General features: G+C 73.3%; 9 protein-coding genes and 1 pseudogene. 7 read left to right on the top strand and 3 right to left on the bottom strand.

Annotation, left to right across the window (positions count from 1 at the left end; translation table 11 throughout):
• The 4 genes and pseudogenes from LZ198_RS29260 to LZ198_RS29275 all read left to right on the top strand — a co-directional run.
• Positions 1-440 (top strand): annotated as a pseudogene (locus tag LZ198_RS29260) (hypothetical protein); the annotation flags it as partial.
• Between the two features lie 12 nt (positions 441-452).
• Positions 453-680: a hypothetical protein gene (locus LZ198_RS29265; protein ID WP_253975389.1), complete on the top strand. Its 228-nt coding sequence runs from the start codon at positions 453-455 to the stop codon at positions 678-680.
• A 65-nt stretch (positions 681-745) separates the two neighbouring features.
• Positions 746-2,155, top strand: coding sequence for a tRNA modification GTPase (locus LZ198_RS29270; RefSeq protein WP_253975390.1), 1,410 nt, complete (start codon positions 746-748; stop codon positions 2,153-2,155).
• 77 nt (positions 2,156-2,232) lie between these two features.
• Positions 2,233-2,838 (top strand): Uma2 family endonuclease, encoded by a 606-nt coding sequence (locus tag LZ198_RS29275; protein WP_253975391.1) that lies wholly within the window; start codon positions 2,233-2,235, stop codon positions 2,836-2,838.
• A gap of 15 nt (positions 2,839-2,853) precedes the next feature.
• Here LZ198_RS29275 and LZ198_RS29280 read toward each other — a convergent pair whose 3' ends face one another.
• Entirely contained in the window at positions 2,854-3,879 is a 1,026-nt protein-coding gene (locus LZ198_RS29280) for a GspE/PulE/PilB domain-containing protein (protein WP_253975392.1), read from the bottom strand.
• Between the two features lie 264 nt (positions 3,880-4,143).
• Positions 4,144-5,937, bottom strand: a complete 1,794-nt coding sequence (gene sppA, locus LZ198_RS29285) for a signal peptide peptidase SppA (protein WP_253975393.1) — start codon at positions 5,935-5,937, stop codon at positions 4,144-4,146.
• 269 nt (positions 5,938-6,206) lie between these two features.
• On the opposite strand from sppA, the gene LZ198_RS29290 reads away from it, so the two are divergent.
• Together LZ198_RS29290 and LZ198_RS29295 are read left to right on the top strand one after the other, a co-directional pair.
• A complete protein-coding gene (locus tag LZ198_RS29290) occupies positions 6,207-7,190 on the top strand; it encodes an aldo/keto reductase (RefSeq protein ID WP_253975394.1) in 984 nt (327 codons plus the stop codon).
• 267 nt (positions 7,191-7,457) lie between these two features.
• Positions 7,458-10,289, top strand: coding sequence for a M16 family metallopeptidase (locus LZ198_RS29295; protein WP_253975395.1), 2,832 nt, complete (start codon positions 7,458-7,460; stop codon positions 10,287-10,289).
• A gap of 286 nt (positions 10,290-10,575) precedes the next feature.
• On the opposite strand, the gene LZ198_RS29300 is transcribed toward LZ198_RS29295, so the two are convergent.
• The gene (locus tag LZ198_RS29300; RefSeq protein WP_253975396.1) at positions 10,576-11,814 is read right to left on the bottom strand and encodes a multidrug effflux MFS transporter; all 1,239 of its coding nucleotides are present in this window, start codon (positions 11,812-11,814) and stop codon (positions 10,576-10,578) included.
• Positions 11,815-12,467: 653 nt separating this feature from the next.
• Between LZ198_RS29300 and mnmG the strand changes: the two genes are divergently transcribed.
• Complete coding sequence (mnmG, locus tag LZ198_RS29305) at positions 12,468-14,306, top strand: tRNA uridine-5-carboxymethylaminomethyl(34) synthesis enzyme MnmG (RefSeq protein ID WP_253975397.1); 1,839 nt, start codon at positions 12,468-12,470, stop codon at positions 14,304-14,306.
• Positions 14,307-14,312 lie beyond the last annotated feature (6 nt).

The raw sequence follows: 14,312 nt of genomic DNA on the forward strand, positions 1-14,312 counted from the left end.
CCGCCGCGCAGCCGCAGGCCCCCGCCGCGCAGCCGCAGCAGCAGGCCCAGCCCCGCGCCCCCGCGCAGCCGCAGGCGTCCGGGCCGCAGCAGAAGCAGGGGCGTGGGCCGCAGCAGGCCGCCGCCCGGCAGGCACCCGCGCCCCGCGCGGAGGCCTCCGACGAGCGGGCCCTGGCGGTGGACGAGGATGCGGCGCTGCGGGAGGCCGCCCGGCAGTTGGCGGAGAAGTCCTCCCAGTTGGGGCGCTTCTACGCGCTCGCCGCGATGAAGCAGGATGACCGCGCGCGCGTCCTGAAGGCGGCGGAGGGCACGGCGGGCGTGAAGGTGGCGGCCGAGGGAGAGGGCCGCAACCGCCGCGTCGTGTTCACTCCTGAGAAGCCCGCGCCGCTGCCCAAGCGGAGCCTGCTGCCGGACGACGACGAGGACGACTTCGACGAGTGAGGGGGACGACGCATGGGCAAGGCGAAGGGACTCAAGGACAAGCTGTACGGCGCGGCGGTGCTCAAGATGAGCTTCCGTCTGCGGGGGGACGAGGAGTCTCCCGCCTTCCGTTTCGTCTACCCGGGTGTGCTGAGGGACCTGGAGCTCGAGGACGCCGCGGTCGAGAAGTACATCGAGGAGAACCGCGAGGCGGTGGAGAAGGCCGCGCGTGGCTCCACGCCCCCCATGGGGCCCCGGTGAGCGCGCCCGCGCTCCCCCGCTGAACGGAGGCGAGCGGCGCTCCGAGCGCTGCCCTCCGGGTCGACATGACGCCTGACTCCCCCACCATCGTCGCCCTGGCCACCGCCCCCGCCTCGGGGGCCGTGGGCATCCTCCGCCTGTCCGGCCCCGCCGCGCTGGAGGTGGGCCGGAGGCTGGCTCCCGGCGTGCCCGCGTCGCCCACGCCGCGCCACGCGTACCTGGCGCACTTCGTGGACGCGGACGGCCGCGTGCTCGACGAGGGCCTGTTCCTCTACTTCCGCGCGCCCGCGTCCTTCACCGGCGAGGACGTGGTGGAGCTCCAGGCGCATGGCGGCCCCCGCTTGCTGCGCCTGTTGATGGCGCGCGCGCTGGAGGACGGCCTGGCGCGGCCCGCCACGCCGGGCGAGTTCACCCGGCGCGCCTTCCTGAACGGGCGCATCGACCTCACGCGCGCGGAGGCGGTGGCGGACCTGGTGGCCGCGGACTCGGAGGCCGCCGTGCGCGCCGCCGCGGCGGGGCTCTCCGGGGCGCTGGCCACGCGCGTGCGGGGGCTGGAGGCGCCGCTGCGGGCGCTGCACGCGGACCTGGAGGGCGTGCTCAACTTCCCGGACGAGGCCGAGGGCGCGGACGAGGACGCGGCGTCGCGCGTGAGCGCCTTCCGGGCGCGAGCGGAGGCGCTCATCGCCGAGGCGGGCCACGGGCGGCTGGTGCGTCAGGGCGCGCGCGTGGCGCTGTACGGCCCGGTCAACGCGGGCAAGTCCACGCTGTTCAACCGCCTGGTGGGCGAGGCGCGCGCGCTGGTGGACGACGAGCCGGGCACGACGCGCGACGCGCTGGAGGCGCGCGTCGAGTGGAGCGGCCTGGGCGTGACGCTGTTCGACACGGCGGGCCTGCGCGAGACGCCGGGGCGCGTGGAGGCGCTGGGCATCGCCCGGACCCGCGCGCTGCTCTCCGGCGTGGACCTCGCGGTGCTGGTGCTGCCCCCCGGGACGCCGGACGAGGACGCGGAGCGCTGGGGCCGCGACGCCGGGGCCACGCCCGTGCTGCGCGTCGACGGCAAGTGCGACGTCGGGGCCCGGGAGGATGGAGCGCGCGCGGACGGGGCGCCCGCCTCACGGGACGAGGCTGTCGCGGTGTCCTCCCCGCCCCTGGATTCGCCGCCCTCCCCTCCCCGCCCCCGCGTCAGCGGCCTCACGGGCGAGGGCGTGGACGCGCTGCGCGAGGCGCTGCTCACACGGCTGTGGGGCACGAACACGCCGTCGGCGGTCGCGCTCGTCTCCGAGCGTCACGCCGATGCCCTGCGTCGCGCGTCGGAGGCGCTCTCCCGCGCGGAGTCCGCGTCGCGCCTGTCCACCCTCGAGGTCGTCTCCGGCGAGGTCGCGCTCGCGTTGGAGGCGCTCGGCGAGGTGTCCGGCACCTCCGCTTCCGAGGCCCTCATCGACGCAATCTTCCAGCGGTTCTGCATCGGGAAGTGACACCTTCCCGCCCCCCGGGGCGATGTCAGACCCCTTCCTAGAATGCCGCGCTCAACCGACGCACTTTCGGAGGCGCTGTGACGGAAGGCATCATCCACCTGGCGAACAACTCCCTGCTGACGTCCCTGCCCTCGGGCTGGGTGGGCGAGGTCCTCGACGAGGAGCTGGTGGCCTCGCCCCGCCTGTCTCCCGCCCAGACGCGCGCGGCCTTCATGCTGGGCGTGGAGCTGGGCGAGCAGCTCGACCGGCGCCGGGGCGGCAGCGGGCGCTGGTGCTTCCTGCGCGCCCCCGAGCTTCGCCTGGGCCACGACGTGCTCGTGCCGGACCTCGCGGGCTGGCGCCGCGACCGCGTGGCCGAGCCGCTCGACCCGGACGTCCCCTTCCTCACGCTGACGCCGGACTGGGTCTGCGAGGTGCTCTCCCCGTCCACCGCCGCGCTGGACCGCACGCGCAAGCTGCCCCTCTACGCGCGCCAGGGCGTGGGCCACGTGTGGCTGGTGGACCCCGTCGCGCGCACGCTGGAGACGTACCAGCGCGTCAAGCGCGGCTGGCTCCTCACCGGCGCCTACGAGTCCGACGCGTTGGTGCGCGCCGACCCCTTCTCCTCCACCACGCTGGAGCTCGAGTCGCTCTGGCTGGCGGAGGACGTCGGCCTGGGCTCGCTGCTCGCCGCCGTGCCGTGAGGCTCCGGGCGCCCCTCAGCCAGCGCGCCTGAGAAACGTGGCGCCGACCGGACCCGCCAGCCGGCGCACCGCCCTCAGCATCAGGTCTGGATCCACCGGCGCGGCCAGGAAGCCGCGCGCGCCCACCGCCTGCGCCCGGGACAAGTCGAGCTCCGGCGACTTGGCCGCCACCACCACCTGCGCGCGCACCTTGCGGCCCAGCGCCTCCAGCGACGGCAGCGGCGTCACCACCACCTGCGCCTCCGTCGCCGCCAGCAGGTCCTCCGTGCTCGCCACGCGCGAGACGAGGCCCGCGTCGCTCAGCACCTGCACCAGCCCGGCGGACGCCTCCTGGCCCCAGCCGTAGACCAGCACCTGCTCCACCCGCTCCGGCCGCGCCGCCGTCACCGTGGGCAGCGCCGCGCGCGTCGTCGCCCGGGACACCCCGGGCCGCCGCGTCGCCTCCTCCAGCGAGGACAGCCGGGGCAGCTCCGCCTCCTCGGAGGGGGCGGGCATGTGCGTCAGCTCCGCCATGCTGCCGCTGAGCACCAGGGGCATGGCGTCATCCACGTCCGGCAGGGAGAAGCCCTCCATGCCCGGCCGCCGCGTCACCTCACCCGTCTCACCCCGGTACAGCCAGCCGATGGCGCGCTGGATGCCCGCGTCCGTGGCCAGCCTCGCCACCACCCGCGAGCGGCCCGTCACGCTCTTCACCGCGTCCAGCGACGCCAGGCTCGCCGGCGCGGCCATGGCCACCACCAGCGTGTCGCGAGGGCCCGGGCCCTCCAGCCGCAGCGGCACCACCCGGTGCGTCTGCGCCACCTTCTCCGGAATCAGCCGCGCCAGCCCCGCCTCCGGACGCTGCGCGTCCAGGTCCACCGTCTCCAGCCCCACCTGTTCGGCCAGCGCCTCCAGGACCTGCTGCGCCGTGCAGAAGCGTTGATCCACCACCACCTGTCCCAGCGGCACGCCCCACTTGCGCTGATACGCCAGGGCCGAGTGCAGCTGCAGCGCGTCCACCACACCGCGCTTCAACAGGATGTCCCCCAATCGCTTCTTCATGGCACTTGCTCCTCAGGCCCCCCACCGCGGCCACCTGCCCTGGGAACGTGAACGTCCAGGAAACTTGAAAGGTTTCTACGCGCCTGCCCGCGCGGGGGTTTGTCCACCCGCGACAGACAGTTCCGGATCCACGCCAACTGCAAGCGCGGGGCCCACGGCGCGTCACCTCTGGCGGGTCACGTCATTCCGGGACGACCCCGTGCGCCGGGGCGTCCGGCCATCACGCCCGCGCGTCCTGGTGGCACGCGGGCGCGCGGCCCCGGGCTACCAACTCGTCCGGGGCATGGGGGTGAAGAGCGCCCCCCGCTCGGGGCCGAGGAGGCCCACCTGCACGCCCATGACGTGCACCGCGCGCGCGGCCTCGACCAGCGGCGCCCACGGGGTCATCAGCAGCACCTCCGCGCCCACGTCGTCGCTGTTGTCGCCCGTCTCGCCCAGCATCCGCGACAGCACCTCCGTGGGGGACTTGCGGCGCGGGTACTCCTCGACCCGGACGCGCGCGTCTGCGGGGAGCTTCGCCAGCTCCTTGGCCACGACGAGCGCCTGGGCGTAGCCGCCCAGCGAGTCCACCAGCCCGTTGGCGAGCGCGTCCTCGCCCGTCCACACGCGGCCCTTGGCCACGGCCTGGAGCTTGTCCAGGGGCATCTTCCGGCCGGCCGCGGCGCGCTGGGTGAAGTCCGTGTAGATGCGGTCCAGCTCCGCGTTGACGCGCGCGTGCTCCTCCGGCGTGTAGTCCGAATTGCTGCTCGAGATGTTGGCGTTGCGCCCGCGCGACACGCTGTCGAAGTTGACGCCCAGCTTGTCCCAGAGCCCGGTGGTGACGAACTTGCCCGTGTACACGCCGATGCTGCCGGTGAGCGTGCCGGGCTGCGCGACGATTTTGTCCGCGTCGAGCGCGATGAAGTAGCCGCCGCTGGCCGCGTACGTGCCCATGGTGACGACGACGGGCTTGCCCGCCTCGCGGGCGCGCTGCACCTCGCGGCGCACGGTGTCGCTGGCCACGTAACTGCCTCCCGGGCTGTCCACGCGGAAGATGATGGCCTTCACGCTCGGGTCCTCCGAGGCCTTGCGCAGCGCCGCGGCCACGCTGTCGCCGCCCAGCGCCTCCTCGCCCGTCAGCGGGTTGCCCTCGCTCTTGCCGCGCATCACCGTGCCCACCGCGTACACCAGCGCGAAGGTGTCCTTCTCCAGGCCGTTGGGCTTGGAGGTGCGCTGCAGGTACTTGTTGGCGTAGAGCAACTGTGCGCCCTCGCCCGCGTCCTGCTTCACCTTCGCGTAGACCTCGTCGCGGTAGAGCAGCCCGTCCAGCAGCTTGCCGTCCAGCGCCTCCGGGGCGAGCAGCGGCGCCCGGTCGATGAGGTCGCGCACCGTGTCCTCGGACAGCTTCCGGTCCTCGGCGATGCCCTTCACCATCTGCCCGTAGAGGCTGGCCACCACCCGGTCCATGGCCTCGCGGTGCGGCCCGGTGAAGTCCTGCTCGGTGAAGGTGTCGACGGCGTTCTTGAACTCGTAGCGCTTGTCGAAGCGCGGCAGCACGCCCAGCTTCGCCAGCGCGTCGCGGGCGAAGGGCGTCTCGAAGGACAGGCCCGTGATGTTCATCGCGCCCGACGGCTGCATGTAGACCTCGTCGAACGCGGAGGCCAGGTAGTAGGCGCCGGTGGCGTTGCCCACCTCGCCGAAGGAGTCCGTGAACACCACGGCCTTCTTCCCCTTGGCGCGGAAGGCCTTCACCGCGTCGCGCAGCTCCTGCGTCGTCGCGGGGCTGCCCGGGTTGCCGATGCGCGCGATGAGGGACTTCACGCGCGCGTCGTTCCCCGCCCGCTCCAGCGCGTCCACCACGTCGCGCAGGGACGGCTCCTCCCCGCCGAACGCGCCGGCGAGCGAGTCCGCGCCCGAGTGCTCCTTCAGCGGTTTCTCCAGGTCGAGCTCCAACACCAGGTTGGACGGCACGCCCGGGCGGCTCATGGCGGCGAGCACCAACAGGGCCACCAACCCGGCGAAGAAGAGGAGGGACATGGCGCCGATGAAGGCGAGCGCGCCGACGAGGAAGCGTTTCATCCGAAGGGACTCCTGGGTCCTGGAAGCCGGGCGGAAAAGCGCCCCGGCAGGCGCGTCCTACTACTTAACGCGCCCGGGAGACGATGCTTGCGTGCCCTCCCCCGCCCGCACGCCGTCCGCGTGACATTTGCACCCCGGCCACCATGCGGCGGAGCGCCCGTCCGCGCCCGGTGCCGTCGCGCCCCCCACCGTCACCATCCTCTCCGGGTCGCTCGCGGCGACGTCCCCCACCCGAGGGGGGCGGGGACCCAAACGATGGGGAGGCAACCATGCAGACACGGCGGCTGGGCAATTCCGACCTGGACATCACCCCGCTGGGCTTCGGCGCCTGGGCCATTGGCGGAGGAGGCTGGCAGTTCGCCTGGGGCTCCCAGGACGACGCGCAGTCCATCGCGGCCATCCAACGCGCCCTGGAGCTGGGCATCGGTTGGATCGACACGGCGGCCGTCTACGGCCTGGGCCACTCCGAGGAGGTGGTGGCCCGCGCGCTCGAGGGCCGGGACCGGCGCCCCTACCTCTTCACCAAGTGCGGCATGGTCTGGGACGCGCAGGGGCGCATCACCCGCTCGCTGAAGGCGGACTCCGTGCGCCGCGAATGCGAGGCCTCCCTGCGCCGCCTCCGCGTGGACACCATCGACCTCTACCAGTTCCACTGGCCCGTGGAGTCCGTGGCCGAACTCGAGGAGGGCTGGACCACCATGAGGGCCCTCCAACGCGAGGGCAAGGTGCGGTGGATCGGCGTGTGCAACTTCAGCGTGGAGCAGTTGGAGCGCATCCAGAAGCTGGCCCCGGTGACGTCGCTGCAACCGCGCTACTCCCTGCTCCACCGCGACATCGAGGCCCGGCAGCTGCCCTGGTGCGGACGCAACGGTGTGGGCGTCATCTCCTACTCCCCCATGGCCTCCGGCCTGCTCACCGGCGCGATGACGCGCGAGCGCGTCGCCGGCTTCCCCCGGGACGACTGGCGCCGGGGCAGCGCCGACTTCCAGGAGCCCGCCCTGTCGCGCAACCTCGCGCTGGTGGAGCTGCTGCGGCGGGTGGGGCAGCGGCACGGACGCTCGCCCGGGGAGGTCGCCATCGCGTGGGCGCTGCGAGCCCCCGTCGTCACCGGCGCCATCGTCGGCGCCCGGAGCGCGCAGCAGGTGGACGGCTTCATCCACGCCGGGGACCTCCGGCTCACCCCCGACGAGGTGCGGGACCTCGAGGACTTCCAGCGCCGCGCCCAGGCGCCCCAGGCGGACGCCCACGCGTGAGCCCGGTGGGGGGCCGCGTAAGGTCCCCCACGCCGGCGCGTTCCCCCGGGACGAGCGGAAGGCAGGGTCCCTCGCGACGCCCCGGCGCTCGGGGGAGCGTCCGCTCCAGGACATCCGGTCGCCAGGGCCCTCCTGCGAGGAGGGAGGGGACGGAGGCCGCGCGGGCGGGACGGGGGCGGGCGGCGGGAAGTGGCGGCTTCCGGGATGGCGGAGGGGGCATACCGGGTTAGAAGCGCCGAGTACTTCCCGAAGACCCGCGAGGACCGCATGAAGCGTCGTACCCCGCTTTCCTTGATGACGCCCCTGCTGCTGGCCACGGCCACGCCAGTCTGGGCGCAGACTCCCGCCCCTGCTCCCACCGCGAAGACGGCCTCCGCGAAGGCCGCGCCCGCGAGCGCGAAGGGGACGGCGCTCGTCCCGGTGACGAGCGTGGAAGGCATCACCGAATACCGCCTGTCCAACGGCATGCGCGTGCTGCTGTTCCCCGACCCCACCAAGCCCAACGTGACGGTGAACGTCACCTACTTCGTGGGCAGCAAGCACGAGGGCTACGGCGAGACGGGCATGGCGCACCTGCTCGAGCACCTGATGTTCAAGGGCACGCCCACCACGAAGAACGTGCCCCAGGCGCTCACCGAGCGCGGCGCGCGGCCCAACGGCACCACGTGGCTGGACCGCACCAACTACTTCGAGACGCTGCCGTCCAACGACGCCAACATCCGCTGGGCGCTGTCCTTCGAAGCCGACCGCATGGTCAACAGCTTCATCGCGAAGAAGGACCTCGACAGCGAGATGACGGTGGTGCGCAACGAGTTCGAGTCCGGGGAGAACGACCCGGGCAACATCCTGCTCGAGCGCACGCTGAGCACCTCGTACATCTGGCACAGCTACGGCAAGTCCACGATTGGCGCGCGCTCCGACCTGGAGAACGTCCCCATCGACCGGCTCCAGGCCTTCTACCGGAAGTACTACCGGCCGGACAACGCGATGCTGGTGGTGGCCGGCCGCTTCGACGAGGCGAAGACGCTGGGCCTCATCCAGGAGACCTTCGGCAAGCTGAAGAAGCCCGCGCAGCCGCTGCCGGCGACGTACACCGCGGAGCCCACGCAGGACGGCGAGCGCGAGGTGACGCTGCGCCGCGTGGGTGACACCGCGGTCCTCACCAGCGTGTACCACGTGCCCGAGGGCGCGCACCCGGACTTCGCCGCCGTCGACGTGCTGACGCAGGTGATGGGGGACCACCCCTCCGGCCGCCTCTACAAGGCGCTGGTGGAGGCGAAGAAGGCGTCCAACGCGGGCGCGTACAACCTCCAGCTCCGCGACCCGGGCGCCCTCGTCTTCAGCGCGGAGATGCGCGAGGACCAGCCGGTGGCCGCGGCGCGCGAGGTGCTCCTGAAGACGGTGGAGGACGCCGCGCGCACGCCGTTCACGGAGGAGGAGGTCACCCGCGCGAAGACGGCGCTGCTCAAGGCCACGGAGCTGATGCTCAACAACTCCGAGCGCGCCGCCATCCAGCTCTCCGAGTGGGCCGCGACCGGCGACTGGCGCCTGCTGTTCCTGCACCGCGACCGCGTGGAGGCGGTGAAGCCCGAGGACGTCACCCGCGTGGCGGCCACCTACCTCAAGTCCAGCAACCGCACGCTGGGCACCTTCCTGCCCACGCCCAAGCCGGACCGCGCGGAGATGCCGGCCGCGGTGGACGTGGCGAAGATGATGGACGGCTACAAGGGCCGCGCCGCGGTGGCGCAGGGCGAGGTGTTCGACCCGTCTCCCGCCAACGTGGAGGCGCGCACCCAGCGCGGCGAGCTGCCCGGCGGCATGAAGTACGCGCTGCTCTCCAAGAAGACGCGCGGGGAGATGGTGAGCGTGTCCATCAACCTGCACTGGGGCACGGAGGAGGCGCTGCGCGGCAAGGTGGACGCGGCCTCGTACGCCGGGAAGATGCTGATGCGCGGCACCACGAAGCACACGCGCCAGCAGCTCCAGGACGCCTTCGACAAGCTGAAGGCGCGCGTGGGCGTGGACGGCAGCCTCACGGGCGGGTCGGTCTCCATCGAGTGCCCGCGCGCCAGCCTGCCGCAGGTGCTGGAGCTGGTGGCGGAGGTGCTGCGCGAGCCCTCCTATGACGCCAAGGAGTTCGCGCTGCTGAAGCAGGAGCGCCTGGCGGAGCTGGAGTCGCAGCGCAGCGAGCCGGACATGCAGGCCTCCATCGCCCTGTACCGCACGCTGTACGCGCACTACCCGAAGGGGCACCCGAACTACGTGCCCACGCTGGACGAGCGCATCGCCGGCATCCGGGACACGACGGTGGAGCAGGCGCGCGCCTTCCACAAGGCCTTCTACGGCGCGTCCCACGCGGAGCTGGCCGTGGTGGGCGACTTCGAGCCCAAGGACCTGGTGGCCCAGGCGGGCACGCTCTTCGCCGGCTGGAAGAGCCCGGCGCCCTACCAGCGCGTGCCGGAGGTGTTCGCGGCGGTCGGCGGCAAGCCCCTCTCCGTGGAGACGCCGGACAAGGCCAACGCCTTCTACTTCGCGGGCCAGCCGCTGCAACTGCGCGAGGACGACCAGGACTGGCCGGCGCTGATGCTGGGCAACTTCATGCTCGGCGGCGGCTTCCTCAACTCGCGGCTCGCCACGCGCATCCGCCAGAAGGACGGCCTGTCCTACGGCGTGGGCAGCAACATCGACCCGGGAGACCTGGACGCGGTGGGCCTGTTCATGACGTACGCCATCTACGCGCCGGAGAACGCCAGCCGGCTGGAGACGGCGATGCGCGAGGAGATCACCAGCGTGCTGCAGAAGGGCTACTCCGACGACGAGCTGAACAAGGCCCGCGCGGGGCTGCTCGAGTACCGGCAGGCGGCGCGCGCGCAGGACGGGGCGCTGGCCCGCAAGCTCTCCAGCTACCTGTTCCTGGGCCGCACCCTCGCGTTCGACGCGACCCTGGAGCAGAGCCTGGCGAAGCTCAAGCCGGAGGACGTGCGCAAGGCCATGGCGCGCCACCTGGACTGGGACAAGGTGACGCGCGTGAAGGCCGGTGACTTCGTCGGCGCGGAGAAGCGCGCCAAGGCCCCCGTGAAGGCCCCCGCCGCGCCCTGACGTCCGAGCGGGGCCCTCACCGGCCCCGCGCAATCACAGACAGCCGTGAGGAGCCCCGGTGCGCGAGTCGGCGCCCCGGGGCTTTTCTTGTCCGCTTCCGCTGGCGGGGACCACCCGGTGGCGGGAAGGACGAGGGCGCGGGGAGGCCCGTGCCCAACGTGCCACGCGAGTCCTTTCCCCAGGTTCGGGATGGCCGCGCTCCCGTGAGCCACGCGCCGTCGACGGTCTCCGTGGGGAACTCCGCTGGAGCACGTCGCCAGGGGGCGGAGGCTCCATCCCCAGCGGCTCACGCCTCGCGGGGTGTGCCCTCCAGCGTGGAGGCCTGCGCCTGCTGCGTGCGCGCGCGCTGACCGAGGAAGGCCGCGAGCCACGCCAGCGCTCCGGCGGCGGCCACCACGCCACCCATGGGGCGCGCGGTGCCGTCCTCGAGCGCGCTCACCGCCCACGACGCGGCGGCGGCGGACGTGAACTGGAGCGCGCCCAGCAGCGCGGACGCGAGCCCCGCGTGCGCGGCGTGCCGCTCCAGCGCGATGGCCGCGGAGTTGGGCCCCACCAGGCCAATCGTGGGCACGAACAGGAACAGCGACGCGGCGATGCCCCACAGCCCGCCCACCCCGCTCCACGTCACGGCCATGACCCCCAGCGCCGTCACCGCCGTCAGCGTCAGCGCCAGCCGCAGCAGCCGGGGCAGGGCGAACATCCCCAGCAGCTTGCGGTTGAGCTGCGCCATCAACACCAGCCCCACCGCGTTCGCGCCGAAGAACCAGCCGAAGTCCTGCTCCTTCACGCCGTGCAGCGAGATGAAGACGAAGGGCGAGCCGGCGATGTACGCGAACATGCCCGCGTACGCGAAGCCGCCCGCGAGCGCGGGGCCCACGAAGTCCGGGTCCTTCAACAGCGCGCCCACGCGCGAGCGCATGGAGCGCCCCGCCACGTGCGCGGGCGCCGTCTCCGGCAGCACCCGCAGCGACGCGACGAGCGCCACCGCGCCAATGCCAGACAACACCACGAAGATGGCGCGCCACCCCGTGTGCTCCAGCACGAAGCCGCCCAACAGCGGCGCGAGCACCGGCGCCACGCCCACCACCAGCATCAGCCGGGACATGGTGCGCGCCGCGTCCGCGCCGGACCACAGGTCGCGCACCACCGCGCGCGGCGCCACCAGCGCCACCGCGCCGCCCAGCGCCTGGACGAAGCGCATCGCCACCAGCGCCGTCGCCGTGGGCGCCAGCGCGCAGCCCAGCGAGCCCAGCACGTACACCGCGAGCCCCACGTACAGCGGACGCGTGCGCCCGAAGCGGTCGATGAGCGGCCCGGTGAAGAGCTGCCCCAACGCCAGCCCCGCGAAGCACGACGCGAGCGTGAGCTGGATGGCCGCGGGCGAGGACTGGAGCTCCAGCGCGATGCGCGGCAGCGCCGGCAGGTACATGTCGATGGACAGCGGCGCGAACGCGGTGAGCGTCCCCAGCAGCAGCTCCAACGAGAGCGTTCCCGACGCGGTGGGCTTCTTCGACGGAGGACTCATGGGTTCCCGGGGGGAGGAGGGGAGGGGACGGGCCGCTCGGGGCGCGCCGCCACCGGGCCGGGGTGGCTCGGGTGGGCACGGGCGGGGCGCGCGGCGTTGCGGGGCGTCGTCATCGTCGTCCGCTGGATACCGGTGCGGGCCCGGGAGAGCCAGCCCGTCGCCCCCGGTGCGGGCCCCGGCGCGCGGCCCCGCCCGCCCACCTGGCCTCCACGGCGGGAAAACCCATGGAAATCCAGCCAGTTGAAGGCAGGGGAGGGGAGCCCACCCGGCGAAGGCCCGGATGTCAGACCCCTCGGCTATTCATTCACCCGTCGCGCACACGGAGGGCGTCGGACCCTTGGGAAATCCCGAGCTCGGGTCCTCCGTCGCGCCCTCACCGCACGGCCTGGGTCCGTCCTCCGTGTGTGCGACACCATTTCGTCGGATTGCCATCCAGGCTGGAGGGCGCGCCCACGTGGAGTGGGCACCCACCTTCCGGAGGATGGCCGGTGCGCGCGAGGCAGGCAGCTCCTCAACCCCTCCCACTGCCCGCCTCGCGCGCTCCCGTAAACCTTCCCCGTGCTTGCCAAGGGCGTCCGCCGGAGACATACGGACGCCGCGGGTCGCGGTACGCCGGTCAGGTCCCGGCCACCCCCAGCGACCCCGCGTGAGCGATGGGACTCCGGTACGACGTCATCGTGGTGGGGCTGGGACACGCGGGTTGCGAGGCGGCGCTCGCCTGCGCGCGCATGGGCCTCTCGACGCTGGGCATCACCCTCAAGCGCGAGCGCTCCGCGGTGATGAGCTGCAACCCCGCCGTGGGTGGCACCGCCAAGGGACACCTGGTGCGCGAGCTGGACGCGCTCGGCGGGCGGATGGGCCGGGTGGCGGACCTGGCGGGCACGCACTTCAAGACGCTCAATGCCTCCAAGGGCCCCGCGGTGCAGGCCACGCGCATCCTCTGCGACCGCGACGCCTACGCGGCCCAGATGCAGGCCGTCCTCTTCTCCGAACCGGACCTCACCGTGCGCGAGGGCGAGGTCTCCACGCTCCACGCGGAGGGCGGTCGCATCACCGGCGTCTCGCTGGGAGACGGCACGTACGTCGCCGCCTCCGCGGTGCTGCTCACCACGGGCACCTTCCTCCAGGCGCTGATGCACGTGGGGGAGAAGAAGGAGGTCGGCGGCCGGCTGGGCGACGAGGCGGCGAAGGGCCTGTCCGACTCGCTGCGCGCGCTCGGCTTCACCCTGGGCCGCTTCAAGACGGGCACGCCGGCGCGGCTCGCGCGCGCGAGCATCGACTGGGACGCGGTGGAGCCGCAGCCCGGTGACTTCCCGCCGCGCCCCTTCTCCTGGCGCACGCGCGAGGAGTGGGCCGCGGGCGTCCCGTTCCCGCGTCAGCCCGCCGTCACCTGCGGCCTCACCTCCACCACGGTGGCGACGCACCGGGTGCTGCGCGACAACCTGCACCGCTCGCCGCTGTACCAGGGCGAAATCGTCGGCCGGGGGCCGCGCTACTGCCCGTCGCTGGAGGACAAGGTGGTGCGCTTCGCGGACCGTGAACGGCACCAGGTGTTCCTGGAGCCGGAGGGTCCCGCCTCTCCGCTGGTGTATCCGGCGGGCCTGTCCACCAGCCTGCCCGCGGACGTGCAGCTCGACTTCCTGCGCACCATCCCCGGCCTGGAGGCGGTGGAGGTCGTGCGCTACGGCTACGCCGTCGAGTACGACTACGCGCCGCCCACGCAGCTCCACCCCACGCTGGAGACGAAGGCCGTGGCGGGCCTGTTCTTCGCCGGGCAGCTCAACGGCACGTCCGGCTACGAGGAGGCCGCCTTCCAGGGCCTGTGGGCCGGCATCAACGCGGGCCTCCAGGTGAAGGGCGAGCCGCCGCTCCTGCTCGGCCGCGACGAGGCGCACGGCGCGGTGCTGGTGGACGACCTCGTCACGAAGGGCGTGGACGAGCCGTTCCGCATGTTCACCAGCCGCTCCGAGCACCGGCTGCGCCTGCGCGAGGGCAACGCGGACCTGCGGCTGGCGCGGCACGGGCACCGCGTGGGGCTGTTGCCGCGCGAGGCGCTGGAGCGGGCCGAGGCGCGTCAGCGCGCGGTGACGGACGAGGTGGCGCGCCTCAAGCGCACGGGGCTGGCGGCGAAGCTGCGCCGGCCGGAGGTGACGTACGCGGGGCTGGTGGAGGAGGGGAGGGGAGGGGAGTCCGCGGTGTCACCGGACGTGGCCGAGGAGGTGGAGGTGGAGGTGAAGTACGAGGGCTACATCGCCCAGGCGGCCCGCGCGGCGGCGCGCGAGTCGGAGTCCACGGACCGGTGGGTGATTCCGGAGGGCTTCCGCTTCAAGGAGGTGCGCGGCTTGAGCACGGAGGCGGCGGAGAAGCTGACCGCGCACCGGCCCTCCACCGTGGGCCAGGCGCGCCGGATTCCGGGCCTGACGCCCGCCGCCGTGTCCCTGCTCCTGGTCGCCCTCAAGCGCGGTGCGGGGCAGCCGGAGGGCTGTGCATAGCCCGTG

It is taken from the genome of Myxococcus dinghuensis (assembly GCF_024198235.1).
In the GTDB taxonomy this organism is placed as follows: domain Bacteria; phylum Myxococcota; class Myxococcia; order Myxococcales; family Myxococcaceae; genus Myxococcus; species Myxococcus dinghuensis.